A 26,117-nucleotide genomic window follows, 5' to 3' on the forward strand; every position below is an offset into this window, starting at 1 on the left:
TGCCTCCCGCCATGAGCCAACTAGCGAAAGTCGCGCTAGCTGTCTCATGGCTTCGGCCGACCCCGCAGTTGTGCCTACGCTGGTGAGTACAGTGTAGTTTTAGTGGGCTTTGGTACTTACCGAATTAAACCTTTCAACTTCAATGTACAATACTATTTATTTTCCTAACTGAACGAAGGCGCCTTACAAGCGGTAGGCGGAGCGATGAGACAGAAAGGCGCCCTTCCTTTCTGGCTCATCGCGGGAGCCATCCGCCAGCGCCGAAGTGAGTTCAGTGACAAATTACTTTTCTACATACAGAAGTGGATTGAAGTGTCTTGAACTTACTCAATCCCTAACTAAATTCAAAGAACTATGCCGCCTACATTTACTTACCAAACATAGACAATCGCTAAAGTGAGTTCAGTGACTAACACTCTAGTAATCCTTGTATTCTTTAAAAAATATCCCACCAGATCTTGGCGGCTGAGAGCATGATTAGTACCGCTAGAATTCCTTGCAATACTTTGGTGTTAACTTTGCGACTGGTCTTCACACCAATTGGAGCCGCGATTATGCTCGCTGCGATCATTACTAGCGCTGGGCCATAAGGTACTTGGCCTGTGAAGATTTTTCCTGTTGCGGAACCGACTGATGATAATAACGTAATCGCCAATGACGTAGCAATTGTGACTCGTGTTGGGATCTTTAAAATCACTAGCATGATCGGCACCATAATAAAGGCGCCTCCTGCCCCAACAATTCCTGCTGCTAGACCGACAATAAACGCTGCACTTGAAGCTACGAAACGATTAAAAGTGATGTCTTCTATCGGCATATCATCGAGACCTTTTTTAGGTATAAACATCATAACCGCCGCTATGACTGCAAGCACACCATAGACAATATTTACAGTTGCTTCTGATAGAAAGCTAGAACCCGCGCCCCCGATTACGCTACCGAGTAATACGCTAATCCCCATATATAGCACGAGTGGTTTTAAAATCAAATTACTTTTCCGGTAGGCTAACACACCGGAAAGTGAGGCGAAAAATACTTCAATCGCTGTAATACCGGATACATCATGCGGTGAAAACGCAGTAAAACCGAGCATAGCCGGAATGAATAATAACATCGGATATTTAACGATGGCACCGCCAATTCCCATCATGCCGGAGAGGAACGATCCGACGAATCCAATGAGGAAGATGGTGATGATAAATGTAATACTCATGATGTCCTCCCTTCTTCCCTACAATTGATAAAAGAGAGGGTAATAAATCCCCCTCTTCTTAATTTACCCTTTTTGAATCCAAAATTTAAAGATATCCGACTCCTGTTGTTGGTCGGTGATTTGATGGTTGCCTGATGCTGCCCATGCAGTTAGGTCTGCTACGGATCCTTTATCTGTTGTGTGGATTTCTAGGATGTCGCCTACTTGTAGGTCTTTCATTGCTTTCTTGGCACGTACGATTGGCATAGGGCATGCTAAACCTTTAGCGTCTAAGAATGTTTTTGAAGTCATTTATATCTTCTCCTTTTAATTAACTTTTTAATTTTTGTTGGATCGTCGCTCGACTTTTTTACGGTACTGAAGTTCGTGAAGGTCAGCTTCCTATCAACGCTGCGGCACGTGGGGGATTGCCTCCCGCCATGAGCCAACTAGCGAAAGTCGCGCTAGCTGTCTCATGGCTTCGGCTGACCCCGCAGTTGTGCCTACGCTTTTGATTGCAGTGTAGTTTGGGTAGGCTTTAGTACAGCGTAAAATTCACTTTTAGACTTCAAGTACTATGCTACTTGCTTTTCTACACTAAACGAAGGCGCCTTACAAGCGGTAGGCGGAGCGATGAGACAGAGAGGCGCTCTTCCTTTCTGGCTCATCGCGGGAGCCATCCGCCAGCGCCGAAGTGGGTTCAGTGACGAATTACTTTTCTATATACAGTAGCGGATTGATGTGTCTAGGACTTACTACTAGTTAGTAATGTGTCGTCGCTCGACTTTTTTATGGTACTGATGTTAGTAAAGATCAGCTTTCTCTCATGGCTTCGGCCGACCCCGCAGTTGTGCCTTCGCTTTTTTGAGTACAGTGTAGTTTTGGTAGTCTTTAGTACATAGTAAAATTCACTTTTAGACTTTGATGTACTATGTTACTTACTTCCCCCCTCAATAAACGCAGGCGCCTTACAAGCGGTAGGCGGAGCAATAAGACAGATAGGTGCCCTTCCTATCTGGCTTATTGTGGGAGCCATCCGCCAGCGCCGCAGTGTGTACAATGATGAATTACTTCACTTTATAAAGAAGAGGATTGAAGTGTCTAGAACTTACTAAATCCCTTACTAACTTTTCCGGTACTGAAGGTAGTAAAGATCAGCTTTCTATCATCGCTTCGGCACGTGGGGGATTGCCTCCCGCCATGAGCCAACAAGCAAAAGGCGCTAGTTGTCTCATGGCTTCGGCCGACCCCGCAGTTGTGCCTTCGCTTTTTTGAGTACAGTGTAGTTTTGGTAGTCTTTAGTACATAGTAAAATTCACTTTTAGACTTTGATGTACTATGTTACTTACTTCCCCCCTCAATAAACGAAGGCGCCTTACAAGCGGTAGGCGGAGCAATAAGACAGATAGGTGCCCTTCCTATCTGGCTTATTGCGGGAGCCATCCGCCAGCGCCGCAGTGGGTTCAGTAACGAATTACTTCACTACATACAAAAACGGATCGATGTGGCTAGAACTTACTGAATCCCTTACTTACTTCAACGTACTATGTCTTCCTAAACGCAGGCACATCGCAAGGGGTTGGTCAGACATACTCGATCTATTATCTCACCGCACAACGATTTGGGCCGATTTCCATTTCGCGTTGGGTATCATCATCTGGAGTAATTTTACCCATGTTGGTTTGACGAATTTCTTGGTAGGCGTTTGGTTGTGGTGGTAGATTGCCAGTTACGAGCTCTCTGAATTGCTCTTCGTCTTCGATGTTCAAGCCGTGGTTACGTTCGTACAATACCCCTAGCTTCTCGTAAACGCTACCGTCTTCGTTTAACTCTTCTATAATCATGAAGTGAGCAGGTAAGACGGTTAGGTCTTCTGATAACTCTTGGTAGCGTGTGTATAATGATTCGCGCAAATCGCTTACCCAATCGTCTGCCAAGCCCGCTAAGTCAGGGCGTCCTATGGAATCGATGAATAAAATATCGCCTGTCATTAAATAGCTATCGTCGACGATAAATGAAGTGGATCCGATTGTATGACCAGGAGAATAAAGTGCTTGGATATCAATCTTCGTTTCTCCGATTTGAATGAATGTATCCCCTTCAAGTGCAGCATATTCAAATGTCACTTTTTCTGCATCTTTCGGTGGTAACCAATACGTCGCCCCCGTTGTTTGTGCAATTTTTCGGCCACCTGAAATATGGTCTGCATGTAAATGTGTGTCTAAGACATGTGTAATTTTCACACCTTTTTTCTCAGCAAACTCCGTGAATATGTCCGTCATGCGTGTCGCGTCTATAATTGCCGCTTCTCCTCCAGAAGTGACCATATAGGAAAGGCACCCTTTACCGATGCGAACGAATTGATACAGTTCACCGCCAGATTGTAAATCTGCAACTTTCACTGGCTCCAAATGCTCGCTCCACGCTTTCATTCCACCTGATAAATAAGAAACCGGAAATCCTTCGTCTTCGAGAATTTCAGCGACCATGATTGAAGAACCTTCTTTTGCACATACTACGAGAATCTCCTGATCTTTCGGTAGTTGATCCGCAATTTCTTCTGCCCCATCGAGCAATTCAAAGTACGGCACATTCAAATGACGAACTTGCTCCCCTTCGATCTTCCAATCTTCAAATGCATCTTGGTTTCGTACGTCTAGAATAAATAAAGGCTCTTTTGAAATTATCTTTTTAGCAACCTCGCCTGCTTGAACTGTTCTCATCATTTCATACCCCCTATTGTATTTTCTATTTCTCCGTCCCATGTGGACATACCAGGAATAACATTAGTGACACATTCAAATCCTGCAGCCATTAGCTTTTGGCACGCCATGTCACTACGATTACCTGTGCGGCAAACGACATATAGCTTATGTTCTTTATCTAAATATTGCATTTGCTCTTCCAGTTGACCTAGTGGAATGGATAGGGCACCAGGTATATAACTGAAAGCATATTCAGCAGTTTCTCTCACATCGATTAGCACCGCTTTAGGATGTTCCAAACTTTCTAGAAGTTGTTTATTATCCACTGTGAATGGATAAACTGTCTCTAGTTTGTCGCCACTGTCTGCCTTTCTGACAAAGTGACGCCAGATGCCATTTTCCTCTACGTTTCCCACGTATTGATGCCCTGCACTTTCAGACCACGCGCGTAAGTCAGCAGTTGTTCCCGAATCAGTTGACTGGACTTCGAGTACTTGCCCTTCCTCCATGTCCTTTATCATCTTTCTCGTCTTCACAATTGGCATCGGACAAGCTAAACCTTTCGCATCCAATACTTTATCTGTCTGAATCATTGGTTTCCTCCTATACACCCAGGGGTATATTTTTTAGTAAAAAAATTAAATGAACAAGTTTACATGACCGTTTTGTGCTTCACCTAAGTAAGCAGCCACGCCGCCATACTCGACTTCCTCAAGAAGTTCCTCTTGACCAAGTCCAAGTAAATCCATTGTCATTGTACAAGCGATCAGTTTGACGTCCTGTTCTACTGCCATATCCATTAGCTGTGGTAATGTCATCGCGTTATGCTTTTTCATCACTTGTTTGATCATCTTTGGACCCATTCCAGCAAAGTTCATTTGAGAAAGACCCATTTTATCGGCACCACGTGGCATCATCTTTCCAAATGCTTTTTCAATGAAGCTTTTATTGCTTTTGATCGGTTCATCTTTGCGCAATGCGTTCAATCCCCAAAATGTATGGAAAATGGTTACTTCGTGATCGTAAGCAGCTGCTCCGTTGGCGATAATATAAGCAGCCATCGCTTTGTCGTAATCTCCACTAAATAACACAATCGTCGTTTTCTTTTGTTCAGTCATATTCCCGTTCCTTTCTACTTACCTAATTTTCCATCTGTATACCTACAGGGGTATATTATATGTTATAAAAAAAGAGTCAAGCATTATTCTCATCGACTCTTTACAAGCAAGTCCACCGCTTCATTAATAATCGATTCATGTGTGCGATCATCTGTTTCATCCAGATTCTCCATACAAGCGATTAAATTGGTACTGACCACGACACCGATTGTTCGATCAATCGCGGAACGACTGGCGGATAATTGGGTGATGACTTCTTTACAGTCCTTGCCTTCTTCCATCATACGCAAGACGCCTTTGATTTGACCTTCAATGCGCTTTAACCGATTTTTTACTTTGTCATCGTATTCCATTTCTCTCACCGTCCTTTTCATTACCCTTATCATATACCCCTCGAGGTATAATGTCAACAGAAGAGTTTAGGAACTAATTTTGCACATAATTATTCGACAGGTTTCTACTATTCTGAAATTATTAGCGAAATGTGTTATACTAGTTATAGTAAGCTATTGTACGTTTATTCCACCTGTCCATGACAGGTGAGATTCTTATAATGAAGGAGTTGATTTGAATGGCATTCCCACGTAAAGATCGTCCAGTTTCCGATTTTGTAGCATCACGACATATTGATGAAGTCATATCTTTCAACCGTAATGATCATGAAGTTTCTGGAACTATCTTCAAAATCCTTGAAAACTCCGTCATCGTCAAAATTTCTGATGCAGATGCAGAGCAAATTGGTGCAGCTTCCAATATGACTGTTGTCGCACACAAAAACTACACAGTTGTATAATTTTTCTTAATGCCTTGCAACTTACTTGCAAGGCTATTTTTTTGTTCAAAAAGGGCTTCTAGAAATTTCAATCACGGAATTTACATGATATAATTTTATCAATCACAAATTATGATAGAAGGAGTGTCCAATATGCAGATAGAAGAGCTAAAAACATTTATCGCTGTAGTAGATAGTGAAAATTTCACAAAGGCCGCTCGCGTATTAAAGATTGCACAGCCTACAGTTAGTCTACACGTTAAAAATTTGGAGTCTACCTTGCAGACACCTCTACTTACGCGGACATCACGCAGTTTCAAAGTAACCGCTGCGGGACAACTTTTATATGAGCGTGCACTTGAACTCATTGACTTAGCAGATCGCACCAAGGTTGAGTTGACTCATCAGCAAAAACGACTAAAAGGCCCTTTTCGAATCGCAGCTACTCCTGTCATTGCGGAAGGCATTCTACCAGATGTTCTCACACGACTACATGCAAAGTATCCTGAGTTACAAGTTGAATTGAGTGCTGTGGAGTCACATATGATTGCCGACCTATTACGTAAAAGAAAAGCGGATGTCGGCTGTAGTGATATAGAAGAGTTATCTTCAGCAAATGTATTTATGGAAGATGAATTACTACTAGTCGCTTCCTCCAACCATCCGTTAGCACACAAGAAAAGTTCTTCAATTCTAGATTTACAGAGTGCATATTGGATTTTACCGAGTACAGAAGATATGAGTCGTACACTCATCGACCGTTCATTACATCAATACGGTGTAAAACCTAATTATGCCATCGTCAATTCACCGGAAAGCATTAAACAATCCGTTTTAAGCGGTCTCGGTATCGCATTTTTATCTCGACATAGCTGTAAACGGGAAATAGAACGTGGTGAACTAGCCGTTTTGAATTACAAAGTATCACCGATCCGACGTCCATTCTATACGCTTACTACGAAACAATCAGCTACTACACAAGCTTTTTTAGATGAACTAGACGCTTATTGCCGGTTATGGAAGCCTTAATCTAGCGCAGTAGATAACTGCTCGTCCAACAATAACCAACCAAATACCGTTCCAAAGAATGGTGCGGCTTCTTCAGTATTTTTACAACTATCGCCATAATGACATTTGCAATAGAAAAACGCAGGGCTGCTAGTAGCAATGGTGAAGAGTATTCCAGTCCAATTTTGTCGATCGCAAAAATAGTTTATTCATATTGCTACTTCTTTTCTGCCCGCTTAATTGAAGATACATTTTTCGTAAGCGGCAGCTGCATACGGCCGATTAATGCTTCAATAGCAGGCGGCATATAGCGGCTCTTTAAATACGTTAAGTAGACAGTTCGTTTTAGACTTTGTGAATCAATCATTTTGATAACGAGCGATTGATCCACCCGATTATCAAAATACTTATGAGGAATGATAGAAATCCCGATATTTGCTCTAACTAATTCTATAATAGTTTCAAAACGTTCTACTTCATATTGGATGTTTAAGCGAATCCCTTCTTCATTACATACGGTAATGATATCCCGCCTCGTCTGGAAACCGTCGCTTGTAATAATAAATGGCTCATCTTCTAAATCAGCTAGCGTTAACGACTCTTTACTTGCAAGTAAATGCCCTGGGTGCATAATAATAGCTAGCCGCTCTTCATAAAGAGGAGTCGTCAGAAATTCGGGTGAATCAATAAAATGATTGGTCAAGCAAGCATGAACTTTGTACTGACGAAGCAATCGCTTAACATCTTCTAAGCTTAATACTTCAATGAGTTTTACTTTCATCGAAGGAAACGCTTGCTGGTACCAATGTAAAATAGAAGGAATCCAATTTTTCACGGATTCAATCATACCAATTTGAACTTTTCCACTACCATTCCACTTCACTTCTTTAATTTCTTGCTGTAATATATCTGCTTCATTGAGAATGTGTAATGCACGTTCATAAATGACTTTGCCTGAATCGGTCAACTGAATTTTTTTCGTCGTTCGCTCCAACAGGCGAAAGCCCACTTCTGTTTCTAAGTTCTTAATTGCTTTACTTAAAGACGGTTGAGATAAATGAAGTTTCTTCGCTGCTTCTGAAAAACTGGACTGCTGAACGACCATGACAAAATACAGTAATTGCTTAATTTCCATATAACTCTCCTCCATCTATAACTAAAAGGCATAAATCTATGAGAAAGATGTATTAGAATTAATAAATGCAAACCTTTATAATTACTGTAACATGACGGAAAGGATGAAGTATATTGTTAATTCAAACTGATAAAACTAACTGGTCCGGCCGTACGGATAGTAAAACTAATAGATCTGCATTTCGGATGCATCAAATTGTACAACTTTCCGAGTTAAAAGAAAGCGTTACCAATAAAACTTGTGCACTAATCGGCTTTTCATCTGAGGAAGGGGTTCGTCGTAATAACGGGCGATTAGGCGCTGCTGAAGGGCCAAATGCTCTTCGCAGTGAGTTGGCAAAACTTCCTTGGCGTATGCCGGCTGAATGCCAACTGTTCGATATGGGTACGATAGTTTGTGAAGGAACTCAACTAGAGAGCGCACAAGCCGAGCTAGGTGCCGCTGTTCGACAGTGTCTTGAAAAAAATGCGAATCCTGTCATTTTAGGTGGCGGTCATGAAACAGCATACGGACATTACTTAGGTGTACGAGAATTTATCGGACCAGATGCAAAGCTTGGCGTGATTAATATCGATGCGCATTTTGACTTACGGAGCTATGAAGAACAACCATCTTCGGGTACGATGTTCAAGCAAATGCTCGATACAGATCCGAATGTTGAATACTTAGTGCTCGGTATACAGGAATTTGGAAATACCGACATTCTATTCCAAGAGGCCGATGCACAAGGTGTGTCGTATGTGCTAGAGCAGGAGATTTCTTCGGGTCATATGGACGATACTTTACAAAAAATCGCCTTTTTTATTGAACAACAGGACTATATTTTGTTAACTTTATGCTCTGATGTCTTGAATGCGGCAGTTGCACCAGGTGTGAGCGCACCTTCACCCTTTGGATTGGACCCTTTAACTGTACGCTCATTCATACAAATGGTCGCATCTCATGAGAAGGCCCTTTCATTCGACATTTCAGAAATTAATCCAGCACTTGACCAGCAAAACCAAACGGTCAAACTAGGTGCATATTTAACAAATGAAGCAATCGTTGCATTGCTGGGAGGTCGAACCACATGACATTGGAGCTTAACCAAATCACGACACTATTTTTAGCATTGGCTCTTTTAACGATTGGAACGATACTGGTACGTAAAATTGGCTTTCTTCAGAAGTTTTGTATTCCCGCCCCTGTTGTTGGCGGGTTGCTTTTCGCAATTTTGGCGACTTTTTTGAAATACTTCGACTTACTTAGCTTTCAATTAGACACGTCACTGCAAAACTTATTTATGCTAACATTTTTCACAACAGTTGGTTTAGGCGCAAGCTTTAGCCTTATCCGTCTAGGCGGAAAACTACTTATTATTTACTGGGTAGCTTGTGGATTTTTAGCATTGGCTCAAAATGCCATCGGCGTCTCGATGTCTTACTTATTTAACATACATCCATTAATCGGTATGATGGCTGGTGCTGTATCCATGGAAGGCGGTCATGGTGGAGCTACTGCGTATGGACAAACGTTAGAAGGTTTAGGCATTGATTCCGCACTTTCAATCGGTATTGCAGCCGCAACATTCGGCCTCGTCGCAGGTGGTTTAGTTGGCGGACCTATCGTTAAGCACCTAATCAAAAAACATGACTTGAAATCTACAGAAGTAGAGCATGAAGTAGCTTACTCTGCAGAAGCACACGAACCAGCGATCAATACGGATAATTTCTTGACGCAAGTATTGCTCATCACTCTTTGTATCGCTGGCGGTACATTCATAGGTGATCTATTTTCTAGTGCTACTGGTTTTGTGATGCCAGGTTATGTGGGTGCGATGTTTGTCGCTGTTATCGTACGAAACGTTGTCGATCGATTCAAGGGCGACGCTGTTCATATGACGAGCATCAACTTAATCGGCGATGTGTCGCTTGGTATTTTCTTATCGATGGCATTGATGAGCATTAAGCTATGGGAAGTTGCAGATTTGGCATTGCCATTGCTAGTCATCGTCTTCGTACAAGTTCTATTCGTTGTTTTGTTCGGTATTTTTATCCTCTTCCGTATTCTTGGCAAGAATTACGATGCAGCAGTTATGGTTGCGGGTTTTGCAGGACACGGTCTGGGAGCTACGCCAAACGCTATGGCTAACATGGCGGCAGTTACGGCTAGATATGGTCCATCACGCAAGGCGTTCTTGATCGTACCTATTGTCGGTGCGTTCTTAATAGACGTCGTGTCCATGCCGATTATTATTACTACGATTAATATATTTAGTTGATGTAGACAGAGTATTGGTAAGTGGAAATATACCGTTACGTTGCGTTTCAGGCGGACGCGTTCAGGAGGGCCCGCGGTGAGCCAACCGGTCGCAAGCTCCCCCTGGTTGTCTCTCTTGTCGGGCTGATCCTCCCTGAGTCGCCGCCTTACACTCCACTTCACTAGTGTCTTGTCCTTATGCTAGAAAGTGAAATAGGCAGTTTTATACTTAGATATTTCATTTAAACTTAAAAACTACAGAACAGTAACTAAGTCGTATTATAGCTACAATGATATCTTAAAGTACTTGTAATCAACTTATAGGATTGAAACGGTAGACTGATGCTTCTTGGGAATTAGCGCACACATGGGACCCCAGATTGAGCGAAAGAAGTTGTGAAGGACGGCTTTTGTGAGTAAAAGTGTAGCGTTAGGAGCATGATTTTGCTTTAAATAACGAACCGCTCACTTTCCACTTACCTATTTTCATCAGCAAACGAAGAACCGGAGCTTTCCGGTTCTTTTTGCGTTCGTTTTGGGCGTAATTGGATCGATGTTCTGTTAAACTAAAAACACAAAATCACATCTTGGAGAGGGGTTTTCTTAAATGAAAGAACAATTGATTGAACGTTTGATCCGTTACGCAAAAATTGATACACAATCTGATGCAGACTCTATGACAACGCCGTCTACGGCAGGTCAGTGGGATTTATTGTATATGTTAGAGAAAGAACTAGCGGAGATTGGGTTGGAGGAGATTTCGCTCGATGACAACGGCTATTTATTCGCGACGTTGCCGGCTAATACAGACAAAAAACTGCCGACTGTGGGCTTCTTGGCGCACGTGGATACGGCGACGGACTATACAGGTACGAACGTCCAGCCGCAGCGTATAGACAACTACGACGGTAAAGATATTTCGTTGAATGAATCGACGACTATGACTGTACAGGCATTTCCTGAGCTGAATAATTATGTCGGTCATACATTAATTACTACGGACGGCACGACATTGCTTGGAGCGGATGATAAAGCAGGCATCACCGAAATCATGACGGCCATGCAATACTTAGTGGAACATCCGGAGATTAAACACGGTAAAGTCCGTGTTGGCTTCACTCCAGATGAGGAGATTGGACGTGGCCCACATAAGTTCGATGTGGAGCGATTTGATGCCGATTATGCGTATACAATGGACGGTGGTCCACTTGGTGAACTGCAATATGAAAGTTTTAACGCAGCGGGTGCAGTACTCACATTCCACGGAACGAATGTGCACCCAGGGACGGCTAAAGGTAAAATGGTTAACTCTTTATTAATTGCCGCAGAGTTCCAAGCAGCAATGCCAGCTAATGAGATCCCACAAGAAACAGAGCATTACGAGGGATTCATTCATCTGATGGAAGCAGAAGGCACGGTAGAGAAAACTACGTATCAGTACATTATTCGGGATTTTGACCGCCAAGCGTTTGAAGCGCGAAAGCAGTTAGTTTCAGACACTGTATCTCGTCTTCAAGAGAAGTACGGTGAACATGCGGTGGAACTTTCATTAACTGATCAATACTTTAATATGGGCGAAAAAATTGAACCTGTTATGGAAATCGTTGATGTTATTGCGGATGTCTATCGTACTCTTGGTATCGAGCCGAAAATTGAGCCAATTCGTGGTGGGACTGATGGATCACAATTATCGTACATGGGTATGCCTACTCCGAATATTTTCACAGGTGGGGAAAATTACCACGGCAAGTATGAATTCATCTCAGCCGATAACATGGTACTTGCGACACGAGTGATTATCGAAGCTTTACAACTTCTAGAGCAACGAGGATAAAATATGAAGGCCATTGGAATCGGCATTCTATCTTCACTTTTTTTGCGGTTACCTTTGTCTTGCAACTAAATAAAAGGGCGATCCAAGAAAGTCATGTGATGATGACTATCCGGGTCGCCTTTTTTCATACTTTACGTTCTTTAACTTGTTGTAAACTACGCTTTTTAAACAGTTGCGGTTTCGTTTCTGACAATATAATTGCAGTAAATATTAGCAACGCACCGAGGAACATACGGAACGTCAGCACTTCATACGCAAGTGCGACAGAAAATGCCATACCCCATACCGACTCGGTCGAAAGAATAATTGCCGCCTTCGTTTCGGATACATATTTCTGCCCAACTGTTTGCATCAAAAATGCGATTGTCGTTGAGAAAACAGCCAAATAAAGCAAAGAACTTATTCCGGTTGGGTCCATTGAAAAAGATGTCTCGCCTAATAATATGACCGCCATACAGCTGACCACTGCTGCCACAGCCATCTGCAACAGCGTTAATAACACCGCGTCTTCTGTACGTACAAACTTCGCTGTATAGAAAATATGGAACGCAAACATGACGGCACACCCTACTGTTAGAATGTCTCCCACATTAACACTTGAAGACCATTGCAACGACAGTACCGCTACCCCAACTAGCGCCAAAACAGCACCGAATAATTCGAATGTATCGAGTTTACGCTTATATATTATGAAAGCGATAAATGGCACGATGACCACATTCACGCCCGTTAAAAATGCATTTTTTGAAGGTGTCGTAAATTGCAGTCCGACCGTTTGTAGCGCAAATGCTGTATACAGCAGCAAGCCGAGCAACGCCCCTTTCCATAATACCGACTTGTCCACTTGACGCAGACGTTTATAGAATATGAGCCCAAGTAACACAGCACCGATCGTAAACCGCACGGCTAAAATTTGATACGGTGAGTAATGACCTAATGCCGTCGCACTCATCACAAAGCCGCTACCCCAAATGATGGCGGTAACCAGCAAGCCCATTTCACCTATATATTTTTTCATACTATCCCCCATGTTTCCGCTTATTAGTCGTATTAGTTTATCATGAAATGTAGCAGGTATGTAGTAAATCTTACATAGTAAAAACCCCTGCCTCTGAAATAGAAGCAGGGTTAGCTGAGAGTTGGGGATGCGGAAGGATACCGTTTCACAGCATTCAGGAGGGTCCGCGGTGAGCTAACCTTAAAACCGATGCTCCTAACGCTTCACTTTTACTCGCATATGCGTAGCGTTGAAAGTAAATCTTTTCTCTAAATTCCGAACTACTCGCTAATTATCGACTTTCAACTCATTCCTCATACAGCCCAATTTCTTTGATTGCTCGTTCGACCAGTGATGGATCTACGGACTTGTCGAAATCAATTTCTCCTCGAATGGCACCGTTTGCTTTATACGTCTCATACTGCTTTTTAATATCATCGATGAACATCTTGCCATTCGGATCAAGTCCCGTGACGAAAACTCGCTCCCATAACTCAGGATCCTTGAGCGCTGTATGTTTCACCATAATATTAATCACTTCTTCTTTTCCATCATCTTTAAAGAACGCGTCGTTATAATCACGCACACCTTTCAAATAGGCGGCCATGAAACGTAGTGATAGTTCTTCATTTGCCATGAATTGTGGTGAGGCTAAAACCATTGCGATTTGTGATTCTGGTGCATAATCGGTCGCATCACCGAAACGAACGTGGAATTTATTATGGATACCTTGGGCGATTAACGGTTCAATATTGAGCGCTGCGTCAATCGTTCCCGAATCGATGGCACCTAGCATAGCACCAAAGTCTGCAATGTGGACATATTCCACATCATCTTCCGTCAAGCCAGCATGCTTCAACATTTCCTCATAAATATAGCCGTCAATGGAGTTACGTGAAGAAACAGCAATTCTCTTCCCTTTAAAATCGCTATACTCTTTGATTTCATCGACCATATGATTACCGATAACGAAACTGAAATACGATTTACCTGGCATATTATGACCTTTATCAGCAATAATTCGAACGTCAATCCCTTGTGCAATTGCATTAAAGAATGAAGCCGTGGACACGCCCCCTGCGATATCGACTTCACCCGCCGCTAATGCCGGTAACATATCATCACTATTGGCAAAGTCCGCGAAGTCTACTGCAATATTATAGTCCTCAAAATACCCCTTCTCTTTCGCAATATAGAACCCCGCCCCGGAAGCTGCACCGTCCTCAGCGATGAAAATTTTCGCGCGTTTTTCAAGTGGTGCTAAATCACCGGACTTTGGATTCCCATCATTCGTCACCGGTTGTACCGTTTCTTTCGGTGAACATGCGCCCACTACTAATACCACTGCAAGCATCGTGATCCAACCTACTTTTCTAAGCCACTTCCCCACATCATCTCTCCTTTTATCGTTAACTCTTTATTGTTTACTCTCTTGATTTCAATACTTCTTCCTGTAGATGATGCCAAATCTCAAGGAAGACCGCTGCCATTTCAGGATCCTTTCTAATATCTTCAATTTTCCGGGGCCTTGGCTTATCTATCGTAATCTCCGCAATGATTTTCCCAGGTTGTGCACCCATCAACAGAATACGATCACTCAGCAGTAATGCTTCGTCGATACTATGCGTAATAAATAGTACCGTCTTTTTCGTCTCAGCCCAAATATTCAACAGTTCTTCTTGTAAGATGAAACGATTCTGTTCATCCAGCGCACCAAACGGTTCATCCATCAACAAAATCTCTGGATCATTGGCAAATGCTCTAGCGATACTGACACGCTGTTTCATGCCACCTGATAATTCTTTTGGGTACAATGATGAAAAACGTTCAAGTCCTGTTTTCTTCAAATAATAATTCGTCCGTTCATCTACAAAGGCTTTCGGTAATTTGCGCATTTTCAAACCAAACGCTACATTTTCTCGGACCGTCAGCCATGGAATGACTCCACGTTCTTGAAACACCATAGACTGTAGCGGTCGATCCTCACTTTCTGTTTCAATCGTGAAGCTGCCTACGCTCGGTTGCTCAAGGCCCGCCAAAATCCGCAGAAGCGTCGTCTTGCCGCAACCACTTGGCCCGACTAGGCAGACGAACTCCCCTTCATTAATGGTTAATGAAATATCTTCCAACGCAATGACACTGCCTTGTTTTTTATAAAAAGCTTTCATCAAGCCATCCACCGTAATTTTAGGGTTCCTCTCCATCTCATTCACCTCCATGGCAATAACTTATTTTGAAGGGCACGTAAGAAAAGCGAAAATAAATAGCCGAAAAAGGAGATGAGAATTAGACCAACATACATTTCAGGTAGTAAAAAGGCTTTATAGGAAGTCCATATCAAATAACCAATACCCGAAGTTGCCCCCATCATTTCTGCTGCTACAATCGTCAACAGTGCAATAGCCTGCCCCATTTGAATGCCTTCAAGCATGACGGGCAAAGATCCTGGAAGAGCGATTTTAAAAAAGAAGTTCCAGCGACTTGTCTGGTAATTATTTGCGACATCCAAATAAATCTTGTCGATGTTCAAAACACCGGCAGCCGTATTGATGACGACAGGGAAAAATACACTACCCGCAATCGTCACGACTTTCGATAAATCCCCGATGCCAAATAAAATAATGATGATCGGCAATAATGCCAACGTAGGAATCGGCATAAGTGCCATGACAATCGGTTGAACAAAATGCCGAATCGGAGAATATAGACCCATTAGCAAGCCTATAATCACGCCCGGAATTACACCCGCCAAAAATCCGATGAAAATTCGATACAGTGACACGCCGACATGTTTCGCCATCATTCCGCTCATGATCATTTCATAAAACGTTTGAACAATTCTACTAGGAGGCGGAAAAAATCGAATATCCAACATACCAGTTCTAGACATTACTTCCCACAGCAACAAAAGGAATATAGGAGAGACAATCGTCAATAATTGCTTTCCTCGTTCTTTCCTCTGCCTTCGCTTCCACTCCCGCTGTTCAACTTCAAATGATTCATCGCGAGCAAGTTGTTTATTGTTCACACTTCACCACCTCTTCACTGCCTATTGTATGTAATCGCCTAGTGAAGTGGTTGGGCTTGCGCATCAAACCAAATGGGTAGATGAACTAGTTGTTTAACCTAAATTTTTTGATTATACTAACTCTATGAATACACTTACAGCAGATCAAATCAGAGAATTGAATAGTTACAGTATTTACGTCGACACACCACAACATCCCGTGTTTACTATGGCTGATTTGCAAGACCACACAAAAATTGCAGACTTGATTCAAGTCATAAAGACGGTCAGTCAGAGTCCAGATGAAGTCGTTGCGGCTTCCTACTTCATGCGTCGAATCGGCATGTTTTTTGCGATGCAGTTATATAATCTTGCAGCCTATGATGAACTATGGAGTGGGGCAAATGAGAATTTACGTTTCGGTGTAGTCGAGGAGTTTGGCAATCGAACGATCAGTATGTTTGTGGAGGCGCGCGATTGGCAGATGGTTGAAGACGAGGACCGGCAAGGACGTATTCAACGTCTTTTAGAAGATGCACATGCAGTTATAACTTCTTTACGCACAGTGGTTCCTCTCTCCCCACTAACCGCTTGGGAAAATATTTTCGGCTTCTTGTTATGGCAATACCATGTGTTATTATCAGATCCCGGTAGCGAAATGGAAGCACGAAATGATTTGGAAATATTAAAAGACGATGAAGTATGGTCTGGTATTCACATTCACTCACGATTCGCCAGTTATTTGAATGGTTCGGAACCTTCTGCTTTACTGAACACTACCGTACGTAAAACTTGTTGTTTTTCAAAAGACGTTCCTGGCTTGATGCGGTGCGGTTTTTGCCCATTACTATAAGAAACAGGCACAGCCCACATTGCATCCCAAATATTTGTATGAATAATCGGGAATCCGTTAATGTGTGCTACATCCTTTTTTTCATTCGGATGTGTCAGTTACTTAGATTTATTCCCAAGAACAGACGAAAAAACCTCCTAGTCATTGAAGACTAAGAGGTCCAGCTGTAGCCACTATACTTCTTTCGTGGCTACTTCACCAATTTCTTTTCGCATTTTATAAACGTTCTGCACAATGACTTTACCGACTGCATAGGCAGGTACAGCTACTAAAATTCCAAGGAATCCCGCAAGACTTCCTGCCACGAGTAATACCGTTATGACAGTCAGTGGATGGATATCGAGTGATTTCCCCATAACGTTTGGTGTAATTAAATTACTGTCGATCTGTTGTGCGACCAACGTCACCACACCAACCCAGATGACCAATTTCGGATCTTGTAAATACGCGATTAACAATGCAGGCGCAACTGCAATCCATGGACCAATGAATGGAATTAAATTCATGAATAGCGCAAGCATTGCCAATAGCAATGCATACTCTAGCCCGATAATGAGATAACCGATAAATATAATCGTCGCGAGAATGGCACTGATGAGTAGCTGTCCTTGGATATAAGAACGCAATACACTATCGATATCTGAAAGTGTTTTCTTCACCCACTCACGGCGCTGTCCTGAAAATAAATTATAGATTTTCGGTGCAAATTTCTCATGATCTTTTAACATGAAGAAGAAGAAAAATGGTACGAGTAATAATAAAACAACTGCCTGTACGAAAGATTGGATGAAGTGGATAAACCATGTACCAAACTTCACCGCAAAAGACTGAATCGATTCGATGGCCGAGTTCAAGGAGTCTTGTAACCCTTCTGGTAAATTATCCTTTTGATTGATTACTTCATTCTTCAATTGATCTAGTTGTTGCGTGATCGCAGGTCCATTATTCACTAGATTATTTACTTGTTTCGTAACGATTGGACCGATCAGTGCAACTAAAATCCAAAGAACTGCTACTAATATGAGAATGACAGAAACAATACTTCCCCATCTAGGCAATCCCTTTTTTTCTAAGATACGTTGAATCGGCTCTGTCATGTAGTACAGCAGACCACCAAAGATCAATGGCATAATAATCGTCTGTAAGATAATGCCGACTGGTTTAAAAATATAATTTACTTCCAAAAAGTACTTAGTAATTAAAAGAGTAAGTAAAATACCGATACCGGCTTGGAACCATACCTTCTTTGTCATATTCTCACTTCCCCTCCTTCAAAAATATGTAGTTAGCCTTAGTATACGTTGTTGAGCCGTCCCTGTCGAAACTTCCCCTCAATCTGTTGCTATACAATAGTTCACAAATTCTGCACTGTATTGTAACAATTGCTGTCTAGCTATAAGAATAAACCACAATTCCCCTTGTCCTAGCCTTCTTTTATAGGTAAAATGGGTCTGTCTTGGAAAGAATGCAAATTCCTCCAGAAAAACAACTTAGAAATGAAGGGATATTATGTTACAACAAACTTGGAATCGTCTTTGGGCATTACACGATCAAGTAAAAGATGTATTCCGTTTCTTCACCGCGCCCAATTCTTCGGAAATGGCAAAGGGTGGAGACGGTGGAAAAACAATTGGTGTACAAAATGAAGGTGGCGGTAGGGACTCCCGTAGCTATTCAGCTACACAGCTCATTGGGTTGATACTCGGCCCATTATTGTTTTCCCTTATTTTACTCTTTTTCAAACCTGTTGATTTATCTGCTGCAGGAATCGCTATATTAGCTAGTACGGTATGGATTGCTGTGTGGTGGATTACGGAAGCGATTCCGATTCCCGTTGCCTCCATGTTACCGCTCGTATTGTTTCCTTTGACAGGCGGACTAGAAATGAAAGAAACGGCATCTTCCTATGGAGATGAAACCATTTTCTTATTCATGGGTGGCTTTATGATTGCGTTAGCTCTTGAAAAGTGGAACTTGCATCGCCGTATTGCGTTGACGATCATTTCAGCGATCGGAACAAATATGGACAAAATCGTTCTTGGTTTCATGGTCGCAACTGGATTCCTCTCTATGTGGATTTCCAATACGGCGACTGCAATGATGATGGTGCCAATTGGTCTTGCGATTATTACGCAAGTTACTATCGCATTGAAAGATGATCCATCTATCGATACGTCTAAAGAAAACTTCGGCTTCGGTAAAGCACTCATGCTCGGTATCGCATACTCAGCTTCGTTAGGCGGGATTGCGACATTAATCGGTACTCCGCCGAACACGTTGCTGGCTGGAGCTGTCAATAAAATTTACGGAATCGAATTATCATTCGGAAAGTGGATGTTGTTCGGTGTACCATTTGCCTGGGTTTTCATCTTGCTTACTTGGTTCTATTTAGTGAAAATAGTCTACAAATCACCTGTTAAGACATTGCCAGGCGGTCGCGAAGTAATTGAAAAAGAAAAGAAATTATTAGGACGCCCATCAATTGAAGAAATTCTTGTGTTCATCGTCTTTACTTTGGCGGCTTTTTCATGGATTACACGCTCTTTCTTCTTATCTAAATTTATTGATGGATTAAGTGACGGTCTTATTGCGATTGCGTTCGCGATGATTCTGTTCATCATTCCGTCTTTCACTAAAAAAGGAGATCACTTGCTAGATTGGAATACTGCCGTTAAGTTACCTTGGGGTATTTTACTTCTATTCGGTGGCGGACTCGCTATTGCTGCAGGATTTGTTAGTAGTGGTCTATCTGAGTGGATTGGAACTCAGTTGATCGGATTAAAAGGTGTTCCACTAATCGCTATTATTTTAATCGTTGCGACACTAGTAATCTTCTTAACCGAAATCACATCGAACACAGCGACTGCCTCTATGATGTATCCAATCATGGCTTCACTAGCGCTTGCACTTGGTTTCCACCCATACGCGTTAATGATTGCGGCGGGTGTAGCGGCTTCTTGTGCGTTCATGTTACCTGTTGCGACTCCACCAAACGCCGTCGTCTTCGGTTCGGGCTATCTACGGATTCCCGACATGGCAAAAGCCGGCTTTTTGCTTAATATTTTAGGTGTCGTACTCGTAACACTCTGTATTTATTTCTTGCTGCCTTTACTATGGGGCATCGATTTGAATACAATACCAGAAGTTTTCAAAGGATAAAATAAACAGGTGCCGGGATTCAGTCCTAGCACCTGTTTTTATGTGGTAAACGATAGATTAATCAGGTAGAATACCGTTGCTCTGCGTTTTGAACGGACAACGGACACTAAATCACCTGACAACTACAAGCTTATCTCAGAATATCTGCTACTCACTATGTAGGGTTAAAGCGTAAATCTCAAACCACTCACTTTCAGTTTGCAACCAACCGTTGTTTTCTTCGACGGAATCGAATCATGAAAACATAGACCACTGGCACGATGGCTGAGAATAGTGCCAATCCAGTCCAGCCTGCATTTTGCCATAGCGGTGTCGTGAGGGTACTACCAGCTGCCATACCGATATAATACGACACTAGGTAAAGACTGGAGGCACTACCTTTATGATGTGTCGCTTCTTTACTAACTGAGGCTGCTGTTAATGAATGGGCGGAGAAGAAACCTAGACAGATGATACAGTAACCGATGACGATGAATGGTAGTTTCATCGGGATTGTGAGTAAACAACCGACAGCTAGCATCAAGACACCTAGAAGCCGCACTTTATTCATGCCGTACTTCGCTGCAAGAGATCCAGCAAGCGGTGCTCCAATAATTCCGAATGCATAGGCAAAATAAATATAGGACACTTCATCCAACGTCAGTGAAAATGGGGTAGCCGTCAAATGGAAAGGAAGGAATGTCCACATCCCCGTGAAGCTTAATTGTAAGACGATCCCTAATCCGAATACGATCAACAAGCTAGGATTCTTGAAATGAAAAGCAAAACCCTCCATATCTTTTCGTATCGTCTCCGAACTCGGTTGGAAATTTATTGATTTTGGTAAGATTAGTAATAAGAACACGAATACTCCTACGCCGAATATCGTCAATAATTGAAGAGACAATTCCCACGACCAACGTTCCGCCAAATAACCCGTAACAAAACGTCCGAGCATCCCACCCGTTCCGTTAAATGATATATATAGCGCCGTTGCTACACTTACTACACGTTCATGAATCTCCTCGTTAATATAGGCAAGAGCCGCAGCAAGCACACCTGCCATCGCAAATCCTTGTACAAAACGTAACACTAGAATGACCATAAACGAATCCGCCAAAAACATCGGAATAAATAATAAGGCCGTCAGCAAAATCGAAGTTTTTATAAAAATTGACCGACCGATGCGATCCGAATAAAATCCTAGAATAACAAGACCAATAATTAGGCCTACTGTATTAATCGACATTGCCAAACTAGCTGTAGATACAGACACATTAAATTGCTTTGTTAAAATAGGTAGCAATGGTTGCATCGCATACATTGCTGAAAAGATGAGGGCCGAGGCAATTCCAAGCCCGACGACAATTCGCCAAAATCGAAGTTCGCGAATTGTCGATTTAGTATGTAGAATCATGAAGACACTTCCAGTCAGTAAAATACGAATAATGAAATTATAGCACTATAGGAGAACAATTATGTGAAAAACCCTTAATTCCTGATGAGATTAAAGATTACATTCTATGTATATTTTCTGTCACTAACACCATCCTATTCATTGGAGGTGCAAACAAATGAACAAAATGGCAATGACAGCTGTAGGGCTTGGCGCGCTATATTTAATGCGCAACAAGGAGTCTCGGGAAAAACTCATGGAGCAAATCAACCAATTTGCAGGAATGAAAAGTACACCGTAATGCCGATCATTTGTTGAACTCACCAAAAAACCGGAACCTCTCATGGTTCTCGGTTTTCCCAATGGAGTATCTTCTCGCTGGACTGTACTAAATATGTACATGTAACAAGCACAATCCGTCTTTCAATTACTCCGACAATCTTTCTGATGTTTTTATCTGTTGAAAAGTGGGTACTTGTATAATAACCACAATAAATGGAGGCGATCTCATGGATCACAAAGATCATGGAACAGAGGATAAATTAAAAGGTCTAGGTAATAAAATTAAAGGTAGCGTTAAAGATGTCGTAGGTGACGTAACAAATAACGCAAAGATGCAAGTCGAAGGAAAACTGGACAAAGCAAAAGGTGAAATCCAACAGAAAATCGGTAAAGCGAAAGAGCACTTCAGCGATACAGAAGCCCGAGACAATCGTCCATAATTAAAATGTTCGAGCCTGCGTAAGTTAGCAGGTTTTTTTAGTTCAAAAAAAGCAGGATCATCCATTAAAATAGGTGATCCTGCTTTTTCTATAGATTATTTGTATCGATTCTTGGACTATTCGGAATCGGGTTACCTGCTTCTTCATTGGACTCCCCCTCCAAACTTTCTGCACTATCATGAGGATCGATGGTACTCGCACGTTCTTCATCGGTCAGATGATCGACAAATAGCGCGATGCCACCTTCCTTGAGATCGTTATAGAAAGTTTTTGCTTCTTGCTTGGAAAAACCCATCTTGATAAAAATAGTCAGCAGTTCATCTTTGCTGTTAAATAATCTACGCGTATGATCCCAAAGTGAGCCTTCTCGGATACCAATTATTTCAATTTCAGAATCACTTTCTAATATCTTTAGATCATCCCGCACATTCGACACTGCGCATATATGACGTTTTTGATACCCTTGCGCTTCAAGTTCCGTTATCTTATAAAGAACATTATCTACCGAATGAAAAGTACCCATATATTGCTTATCTGCCATTTCCGCACCTCCTTCAACTAAAGCTATGTTTTACTACTACCCACTGATACACTTTTTCACACATATAACTAGACGAATTGTCTTCTGTGTATAGTTTTTCTCTTACTGCACAATCTACGGGTATCAAGTGAAAAGGAGTGTTGTGGAGTGGAAATGAAAAACAAAGTGGAATCAGAAATTTCAAAAATGGGTGAAGAGAAAAAAGATCAGATCTTACAAAACTTCAATAACTTCAAGGGCTTTCTAGCGGATAAAGTGGAAAAAGGCGAGAACCTAGGTCTGAGCGATGAGCAACTTGCGAAAACAACCGAATTCATCGCGAATTATTTATCACGGCACGAAGAACCGAGGAATCGTGAACAGTATTTATTGCAAGAATTATGGGATTCCGGTTCTAAAGAAGAACAACATTCCCTTGCGCATATGTTATTAAAGATGGTTCGCCAAGCATAATAGGAGGCGATGAAGCATGGAGGTTAATGATCATCCTAGCCCAAAGAAGTATCTTGATACGTATCGATTAATTCAAACACATCCTGAAAATTTACAAACTAATACAGTTAGTTTGTTCGATTTGCATGAAGATATGCAGACTGTCGACTCCATTTCTTTGCCTGATCAACGGCATGACCTCAAGAAAGAAAAACACAACCACTCCCCTCGTCATAGTGGCGGTAGTCCATCAACCGACTTCGGCGCTCCTAGATAGTCTTACAATAAAAAGTCGTACAGTGTCCCATTCACTGTACGACTTTTCCTCATTTTTGTATGATGGCTGTCGATATTTCCCGGGAAATGTTGTATGAATTCTTGACCTTCCCTTTGATGCTTCCATGATATACTATTATCCGATGGAAACGGAGGTTTAACGATGAAACCATGGATATATCCACTTCTCGTCGTCATTGGCGCAGCTTGTTACGGTATTTTATCGACAATTATTAAGCTAGCCAATAATGATGGATTCACGGCATCCGAAGCGGTGACAGGCCAATATTATACAGGTTTTCTTTTAGCACTCATCATTTACATATTCACAAGGCGCGGTATACCTACAATTCGCGGTAGCTTTCCCGTCTTGCTTGCTGGTGTTTTAACCGCTATTACAGGAACGATGTACGGAAAATCCGTTGAATACATGCCTGCTTCACTAGCTGTCGTCTTACTATTTCAATTCACTTGGATTGGAATGCTGTATGAATGTGTAGCCACTAGACGTTTACCAAAGAAATCAGAAGTCGTTTCATTAGTATTTTTATTTGGCGGGACGATTTTAGCGGCAGGTTTAATCGATGCAGATATTAGTGGAATCCCTTGGCAAGGCTGGGCATGGGGGTTAGCCGCAGCATTTAGTTTCGCGGCATTCGTCATGGCCAATCAAAAGCCAGTAGCCGGAATGGATATCATAACGCGGCTGTTCCTTATGTCATTTTACGCAACAATCGCCATTACATTCCTTCAGTCTCCTGAAATCGTCTGGAACGGGAAACTTAGCGAAGGTTTATGGCTGTACGGTGCAATTTTAGGTGTTTTCGGCATCGTCCTGCCCATTTTTCTGTTTTCAGTAGGCGTGCCAAAAGTTGGCGTAGGCATGTCGTCCATTTTGAGCGCTGCAGAACTTCCAGTCGCCATCATCGCGTCTATGCTGTTGCTTGGCGAACGACTAACTCCCCTACAATTCGTCGGTATTTTTCTAGTACTATTCGGCATGACATTACCTGCGATGTTGCAGAGATATTCTTTGAAGACTAGACGGCGATTAAGTAAAAGTGTTAGTTAGGAAGGGATTCAGTAAGTTCTAGACACTTCAATACGCTACTTTATGTAGAAAAGTAATTCGTCACTGAACGCACTTCGGCGCTGGCGGATGGCTCCCGCAATGAGCCAGAAAGGAAGAGCGCCTCTCTGTCTCATCGCTCCGCCTACCGCTTGTAAGGCGCCTTCGTTTCGTGAGGGAAAGTAAGTAGCATTGGACGTTGAAGTCTAAAAGTGAATTTTATTATGTACCAAAGACTACCGTAATTACACTGTACTCAAAAGCGAAGGCACAACTGCGGGGTCGGCCGAAGCAAAGAGACAACTAGCGTCTTTTGCTAGTTGGCTCTTTGTGGGAGGCAATCCCCCACGTGCCGAAGCGGTGATAGGAAGCGGACCTTTACTCACTTCAGTAACATAAAAAAGTCGAGCTACGACACATTACAAACTAGTAGTAAGTTCAAGACACATCAATACGCTTCTGTATGTAGTGAAGTAATTCGTCACTGAACCCACTTCGGCGCTGGCGGATGGCTTCCGCAATAAGCCAGAAAGGAAGATCGCCTTTCTGTCTCATCGCTCCGCCTGCCGCTTGTAAGGCGCCTTCGTTCAGTTAGGAAAATAAATAGTATTGTACATTGAAGTTGAAAGGTTTCATTCGGTAAGTACCAAAGCCCACTAAAACTACACTGTACTCACCAGCGAAGGCACAACTGCGGGGTCAGCCGAAGCCAGGAGACAGCTAGCGTTCTTTGCTAGTTGGCTCATGGCGGGAGGCAATCCCCCACGTGCCGAAGCGGTGATAGAAAGCTGACCTTTACTAACTTCAGTAACATAAAAAAAGTCGAGCAACGACACATGACTAACTAGTAGTAAGTCCTAGACACATCAATACGCTACTGTATATAGAAAAGTAATTCGTCACTGAACCCACTTCGGCGCTGGCGGGAGGCAATCCCCCACGTGCCGAAGCGGTGATAGAAAGCTGACCATCACTAATTTCAGTATCCTAAGAAAGTCGAGCTACGACACATTACAAACTAGTAGTAAGTTCAAGACACATCAATACGCTACTGTATATAGATAAGCAATTCGTCACTGAACTCACTTCGGCGCTTGCGGATGGCTCCCGCAATGAGCCAGAAAGGAAGTGCGCCTCTCTGTCTCATCGCTCCGCCTACCGCTTGTAAGGCGCCTGCGTTCAGTTAGGAAAATAATTAGCATAGTACATTGAAGTTGAAAGGTTTCATTCGGTAAGTGCCAAAGCCCACTAAAACTACACTGTACATACTAGCGTAGGCACAACTGCGGGGTCAGCCGAAGCAAAGAGACAGCTAGCGCCCTTTGCTAGTTGGCTCTTTGTGGGAGGCAATCCCCCACGTGCCGAAGCGGTGATAGGAAACCGACCTTTACTAACTTCAGTATCGATAAAGAGTCGAGCTACGACACAACACTAATTGGTTTTACTATGCGCCAATGCACACCAAAACTAACTTGTACTCACCAGCGTAGGCACAACTGCGGGGTCAGCCGAAGCCAAGAGACAACTAGCGCGATCTTCGCTTGTTGGCTCATGGCGGGAGGCAATCCCCCACGTGCCGCAGCGGTGATAGGAAGCTGACTTTTACTAACTTCAGTAACATAAAAAAGTCGAGCGACGATCCGACATGATCTTAGAAGTTCGTAAGCGATTCAGGAACTTCAAG

General features: G+C 42.5%; 26 protein-coding genes. 12 read left to right on the forward strand and 14 right to left on the reverse strand.

The features are described from left to right. Positions 1–436: 436 nt before the first annotated feature. The 6 genes from ORD22_RS14360 to ORD22_RS14385 form a co-directional block, all read right to left on the reverse strand. Complete coding sequence (locus ORD22_RS14360; RefSeq protein WP_317646821.1) at positions 437–1,213, reverse strand: sulfite exporter TauE/SafE family protein; 777 nt, start codon at positions 1,211–1,213, stop codon at positions 437–439. 63 nt (positions 1,214–1,276) lie between these two features. Beyond that, positions 1,277–1,504, reverse strand: coding sequence for a sulfurtransferase TusA family protein (locus ORD22_RS14365; RefSeq protein ID WP_317646822.1), 228 nt, complete (start codon positions 1,502–1,504; stop codon positions 1,277–1,279). Positions 1,505–2,793: 1,289 nt separating this feature from the next. Beyond that, a complete protein-coding gene (locus ORD22_RS14370) occupies positions 2,794–3,915 on the reverse strand; it encodes an MBL fold metallo-hydrolase (protein ID WP_317646848.1) in 1,122 nt (373 codons plus the stop codon). Continuing rightward, entirely contained in the window at positions 3,915–4,490 is a 576-nt protein-coding gene (locus ORD22_RS14375) for a sulfurtransferase TusA family protein (RefSeq protein ID WP_317646823.1), read from the reverse strand. The genes ORD22_RS14370 and ORD22_RS14375 overlap by 1 nt, the downstream gene beginning before the upstream one ends. Before the next feature lie 45 nt (positions 4,491–4,535). Further along, positions 4,536–5,015: a DsrE/DsrF/DrsH-like family protein gene (locus ORD22_RS14380; RefSeq protein ID WP_317646824.1), complete on the reverse strand. Its 480-nt coding sequence runs from the start codon at positions 5,013–5,015 to the stop codon at positions 4,536–4,538. An 89-nt stretch (positions 5,016–5,104) separates the two neighbouring features. Further along, a complete protein-coding gene (locus ORD22_RS14385) occupies positions 5,105–5,368 on the reverse strand; it encodes a metal-sensitive transcriptional regulator (protein WP_317646826.1) in 264 nt (87 codons plus the stop codon). A gap of 218 nt (positions 5,369–5,586) precedes the next feature. On the opposite strand from ORD22_RS14385, the gene ORD22_RS14390 reads away from it, so the two are divergent. Both ORD22_RS14390 and ORD22_RS14395 read left to right on the forward strand, forming a co-directional pair. Further along, positions 5,587–5,808 carry a DUF2187 family protein gene (locus ORD22_RS14390; RefSeq protein ID WP_317646827.1) on the forward strand — a complete coding sequence of 74 codons (222 nt, stop codon included), beginning with the start codon at positions 5,587–5,589 and terminating at the stop codon, positions 5,806–5,808. A 132-nt stretch (positions 5,809–5,940) separates the two neighbouring features. After that, a complete protein-coding gene (locus ORD22_RS14395) occupies positions 5,941–6,816 on the forward strand; it encodes a LysR family transcriptional regulator (protein ID WP_317646828.1) in 876 nt (291 codons plus the stop codon). Positions 6,817–7,012: 196 nt separating this feature from the next. Here the strand turns inward: ORD22_RS14395 and ORD22_RS14400 are convergent, their stop codons facing one another. Next, a complete protein-coding gene (locus tag ORD22_RS14400) occupies positions 7,013–7,930 on the reverse strand; it encodes a LysR family transcriptional regulator (RefSeq protein WP_317646830.1) in 918 nt (305 codons plus the stop codon). A 113-nt stretch (positions 7,931–8,043) separates the two neighbouring features. Between ORD22_RS14400 and hutG the strand changes: the two genes are divergently transcribed. From hutG to pepT, 3 genes are all read left to right on the forward strand, one after another. After that, positions 8,044–9,003, forward strand: coding sequence for a formimidoylglutamase (gene hutG / locus ORD22_RS14405; protein ID WP_317646831.1), 960 nt, complete (start codon positions 8,044–8,046; stop codon positions 9,001–9,003). Further along, entirely contained in the window at positions 9,000–10,190 is a 1,191-nt protein-coding gene (gene gltS, locus ORD22_RS14410) for a sodium/glutamate symporter (protein ID WP_317646832.1), read from the forward strand. The genes hutG and gltS overlap by 4 nt, the downstream gene beginning before the upstream one ends. A gap of 585 nt (positions 10,191–10,775) precedes the next feature. Continuing rightward, positions 10,776–12,002, forward strand: coding sequence for a peptidase T (gene pepT / locus ORD22_RS14415; protein ID WP_317646833.1), 1,227 nt, complete (start codon positions 10,776–10,778; stop codon positions 12,000–12,002). A 124-nt stretch (positions 12,003–12,126) separates the two neighbouring features. On the opposite strand, the gene ORD22_RS14420 is transcribed toward pepT, so the two are convergent. From ORD22_RS14420 to ORD22_RS14435, 4 genes are all read right to left on the reverse strand, one after another. Then, positions 12,127–13,020, reverse strand: coding sequence for a DMT family transporter (locus ORD22_RS14420; protein WP_317646834.1), 894 nt, complete (start codon positions 13,018–13,020; stop codon positions 12,127–12,129). Positions 13,021–13,306: 286 nt separating this feature from the next. Further along, entirely contained in the window at positions 13,307–14,353 is a 1,047-nt protein-coding gene (locus ORD22_RS14425; protein WP_317646849.1) for an ABC transporter substrate-binding protein, read from the reverse strand. A gap of 70 nt (positions 14,354–14,423) precedes the next feature. Next, positions 14,424–15,203 carry an ABC transporter ATP-binding protein gene (locus ORD22_RS14430; RefSeq protein ID WP_317646835.1) on the reverse strand — a complete coding sequence of 260 codons (780 nt, stop codon included), beginning with the start codon at positions 15,201–15,203 and terminating at the stop codon, positions 14,424–14,426. A 5-nt stretch (positions 15,204–15,208) separates the two neighbouring features. After that, positions 15,209–16,027 carry an ABC transporter permease gene (locus ORD22_RS14435; protein WP_317646836.1) on the reverse strand — a complete coding sequence of 273 codons (819 nt, stop codon included), beginning with the start codon at positions 16,025–16,027 and terminating at the stop codon, positions 15,209–15,211. 124 nt (positions 16,028–16,151) lie between these two features. Between ORD22_RS14435 and ORD22_RS14440 the strand changes: the two genes are divergently transcribed. Continuing rightward, on the forward strand, positions 16,152–16,859 hold the full coding sequence (locus ORD22_RS14440) for a hypothetical protein (protein ID WP_317646837.1): 708 nt from the start codon (positions 16,152–16,154) through the stop codon (positions 16,857–16,859). Between the two features lie 173 nt (positions 16,860–17,032). On the opposite strand, the gene ORD22_RS14445 is transcribed toward ORD22_RS14440, so the two are convergent. Beyond that, positions 17,033–18,112 carry an AI-2E family transporter gene (locus ORD22_RS14445; RefSeq protein WP_317646838.1) on the reverse strand — a complete coding sequence of 360 codons (1,080 nt, stop codon included), beginning with the start codon at positions 18,110–18,112 and terminating at the stop codon, positions 17,033–17,035. A gap of 256 nt (positions 18,113–18,368) precedes the next feature. Between ORD22_RS14445 and ORD22_RS14450 the strand changes: the two genes are divergently transcribed. Then, positions 18,369–20,018, forward strand: coding sequence for an SLC13 family permease (locus tag ORD22_RS14450; protein WP_317646839.1), 1,650 nt, complete (start codon positions 18,369–18,371; stop codon positions 20,016–20,018). A gap of 193 nt (positions 20,019–20,211) precedes the next feature. On the opposite strand, the gene ORD22_RS14455 is transcribed toward ORD22_RS14450, so the two are convergent. Continuing rightward, positions 20,212–21,414, reverse strand: a complete 1,203-nt coding sequence (locus ORD22_RS14455) for an MFS transporter (RefSeq protein ID WP_317646841.1) — start codon at positions 21,412–21,414, stop codon at positions 20,212–20,214. 157 nt (positions 21,415–21,571) lie between these two features. Between ORD22_RS14455 and ORD22_RS14460 the strand changes: the two genes are divergently transcribed. Both ORD22_RS14460 and ORD22_RS14465 read left to right on the forward strand, forming a co-directional pair. Further along, positions 21,572–21,694, forward strand: a complete 123-nt coding sequence (locus ORD22_RS14460; protein ID WP_317646843.1) for a hypothetical protein — start codon at positions 21,572–21,574, stop codon at positions 21,692–21,694. A 208-nt stretch (positions 21,695–21,902) separates the two neighbouring features. Beyond that, the gene (locus ORD22_RS14465) at positions 21,903–22,115 is read left to right on the forward strand and encodes a CsbD family protein (protein WP_317646844.1); all 213 of its coding nucleotides are present in this window, start codon (positions 21,903–21,905) and stop codon (positions 22,113–22,115) included. A gap of 88 nt (positions 22,116–22,203) precedes the next feature. Here ORD22_RS14465 and ORD22_RS14470 read toward each other — a convergent pair whose 3' ends face one another. Further along, a complete protein-coding gene (locus ORD22_RS14470; protein ID WP_317646845.1) occupies positions 22,204–22,656 on the reverse strand; it encodes a general stress protein in 453 nt (150 codons plus the stop codon). 153 nt (positions 22,657–22,809) lie between these two features. Between ORD22_RS14470 and ORD22_RS14475 the strand changes: the two genes are divergently transcribed. From ORD22_RS14475 to ORD22_RS14485, 3 genes are all read left to right on the forward strand, one after another. After that, positions 22,810–23,109, forward strand: a complete 300-nt coding sequence (locus ORD22_RS14475) for a DUF3243 domain-containing protein (protein ID WP_317646851.1) — start codon at positions 22,810–22,812, stop codon at positions 23,107–23,109. 16 nt (positions 23,110–23,125) lie between these two features. Further along, positions 23,126–23,365, forward strand: a complete 240-nt coding sequence (locus ORD22_RS14480; protein WP_317646846.1) for a hypothetical protein — start codon at positions 23,126–23,128, stop codon at positions 23,363–23,365. Positions 23,366–23,527: 162 nt separating this feature from the next. After that, positions 23,528–24,436 carry an EamA family transporter gene (locus tag ORD22_RS14485; protein WP_317646847.1) on the forward strand — a complete coding sequence of 303 codons (909 nt, stop codon included), beginning with the start codon at positions 23,528–23,530 and terminating at the stop codon, positions 24,434–24,436. The last annotated feature ends 1,681 nt before the right edge of the window (positions 24,437–26,117 follow it).

The organism is Sporosarcina sp. GW1-11, assembly GCF_033088395.1.
Lineage (GTDB): Bacteria > Bacillota > Bacilli > Bacillales_A > Planococcaceae > Sporosarcina.

Excerpts from the sequence above, each read along its gene's own strand:
- ORD22_RS14445 (WP_317646838.1), bottom strand. The coding sequence starts at position 18,112 with ATGACAAAGAAGGTATGGTTCCAAGCCGGTATCGGTATTTTACTTACT.
- ORD22_RS14370 (WP_317646848.1), bottom strand. The coding sequence starts at position 3,915 with ATGAGAACAGTTCAAGCAGGCGAGGTTGCTAAAAAGATAATTTCAAAA.
- ORD22_RS14420 (WP_317646834.1), bottom strand. The coding sequence starts at position 13,020 with ATGAAAAAATATATAGGTGAAATGGGCTTGCTGGTTACCGCCATCATT.
- ORD22_RS14470 (WP_317646845.1), bottom strand. The coding sequence starts at position 22,656 with ATGGCAGATAAGCAATATATGGGTACTTTTCATTCGGTAGATAATGTT.
- ORD22_RS14425 (WP_317646849.1), bottom strand. The coding sequence starts at position 14,353 with ATGCTTGCAGTGGTATTAGTAGTGGGCGCATGTTCACCGAAAGAAACG.
- ORD22_RS14485 (WP_317646847.1), top strand. The coding sequence starts at position 23,528 with ATGAAACCATGGATATATCCACTTCTCGTCGTCATTGGCGCAGCTTGT.
- ORD22_RS14480 (WP_317646846.1), top strand. The coding sequence starts at position 23,126 with ATGGAGGTTAATGATCATCCTAGCCCAAAGAAGTATCTTGATACGTAT.
- ORD22_RS14475 (WP_317646851.1), top strand. The coding sequence starts at position 22,810 with ATGAAAAACAAAGTGGAATCAGAAATTTCAAAAATGGGTGAAGAGAAA.
- ORD22_RS14455 (WP_317646841.1), bottom strand. The coding sequence starts at position 21,414 with ATGATTCTACATACTAAATCGACAATTCGCGAACTTCGATTTTGGCGA.
- ORD22_RS14395 (WP_317646828.1), top strand. The coding sequence starts at position 5,941 with ATGCAGATAGAAGAGCTAAAAACATTTATCGCTGTAGTAGATAGTGAA.
- pepT (WP_317646833.1), top strand. The coding sequence starts at position 10,776 with ATGAAAGAACAATTGATTGAACGTTTGATCCGTTACGCAAAAATTGAT.
- ORD22_RS14390 (WP_317646827.1), top strand. The coding sequence starts at position 5,587 with ATGGCATTCCCACGTAAAGATCGTCCAGTTTCCGATTTTGTAGCATCA.
- ORD22_RS14465 (WP_317646844.1), top strand. The coding sequence starts at position 21,903 with ATGGATCACAAAGATCATGGAACAGAGGATAAATTAAAAGGTCTAGGT.
- ORD22_RS14375 (WP_317646823.1), bottom strand. The coding sequence starts at position 4,490 with ATGATTCAGACAGATAAAGTATTGGATGCGAAAGGTTTAGCTTGTCCG.
- ORD22_RS14450 (WP_317646839.1), top strand. The coding sequence starts at position 18,369 with ATGTTACAACAAACTTGGAATCGTCTTTGGGCATTACACGATCAAGTA.
- ORD22_RS14365 (WP_317646822.1), bottom strand. The coding sequence starts at position 1,504 with ATGACTTCAAAAACATTCTTAGACGCTAAAGGTTTAGCATGCCCTATG.
- ORD22_RS14430 (WP_317646835.1), bottom strand. The coding sequence starts at position 15,203 with ATGGAGAGGAACCCTAAAATTACGGTGGATGGCTTGATGAAAGCTTTT.
- ORD22_RS14385 (WP_317646826.1), bottom strand. The coding sequence starts at position 5,368 with ATGGAATACGATGACAAAGTAAAAAATCGGTTAAAGCGCATTGAAGGT.
- ORD22_RS14380 (WP_317646824.1), bottom strand. The coding sequence starts at position 5,015 with ATGACTGAACAAAAGAAAACGACGATTGTGTTATTTAGTGGAGATTAC.
- ORD22_RS14360 (WP_317646821.1), bottom strand. The coding sequence starts at position 1,213 with ATGAGTATTACATTTATCATCACCATCTTCCTCATTGGATTCGTCGGA.
- ORD22_RS14460 (WP_317646843.1), top strand. The coding sequence starts at position 21,572 with ATGAACAAAATGGCAATGACAGCTGTAGGGCTTGGCGCGCTATATTTA.
- ORD22_RS14400 (WP_317646830.1), bottom strand. The coding sequence starts at position 7,930 with ATGGAAATTAAGCAATTACTGTATTTTGTCATGGTCGTTCAGCAGTCC.
- gltS (WP_317646832.1), top strand. The coding sequence starts at position 9,000 with ATGACATTGGAGCTTAACCAAATCACGACACTATTTTTAGCATTGGCT.
- ORD22_RS14440 (WP_317646837.1), top strand. The coding sequence starts at position 16,152 with ATGAATACACTTACAGCAGATCAAATCAGAGAATTGAATAGTTACAGT.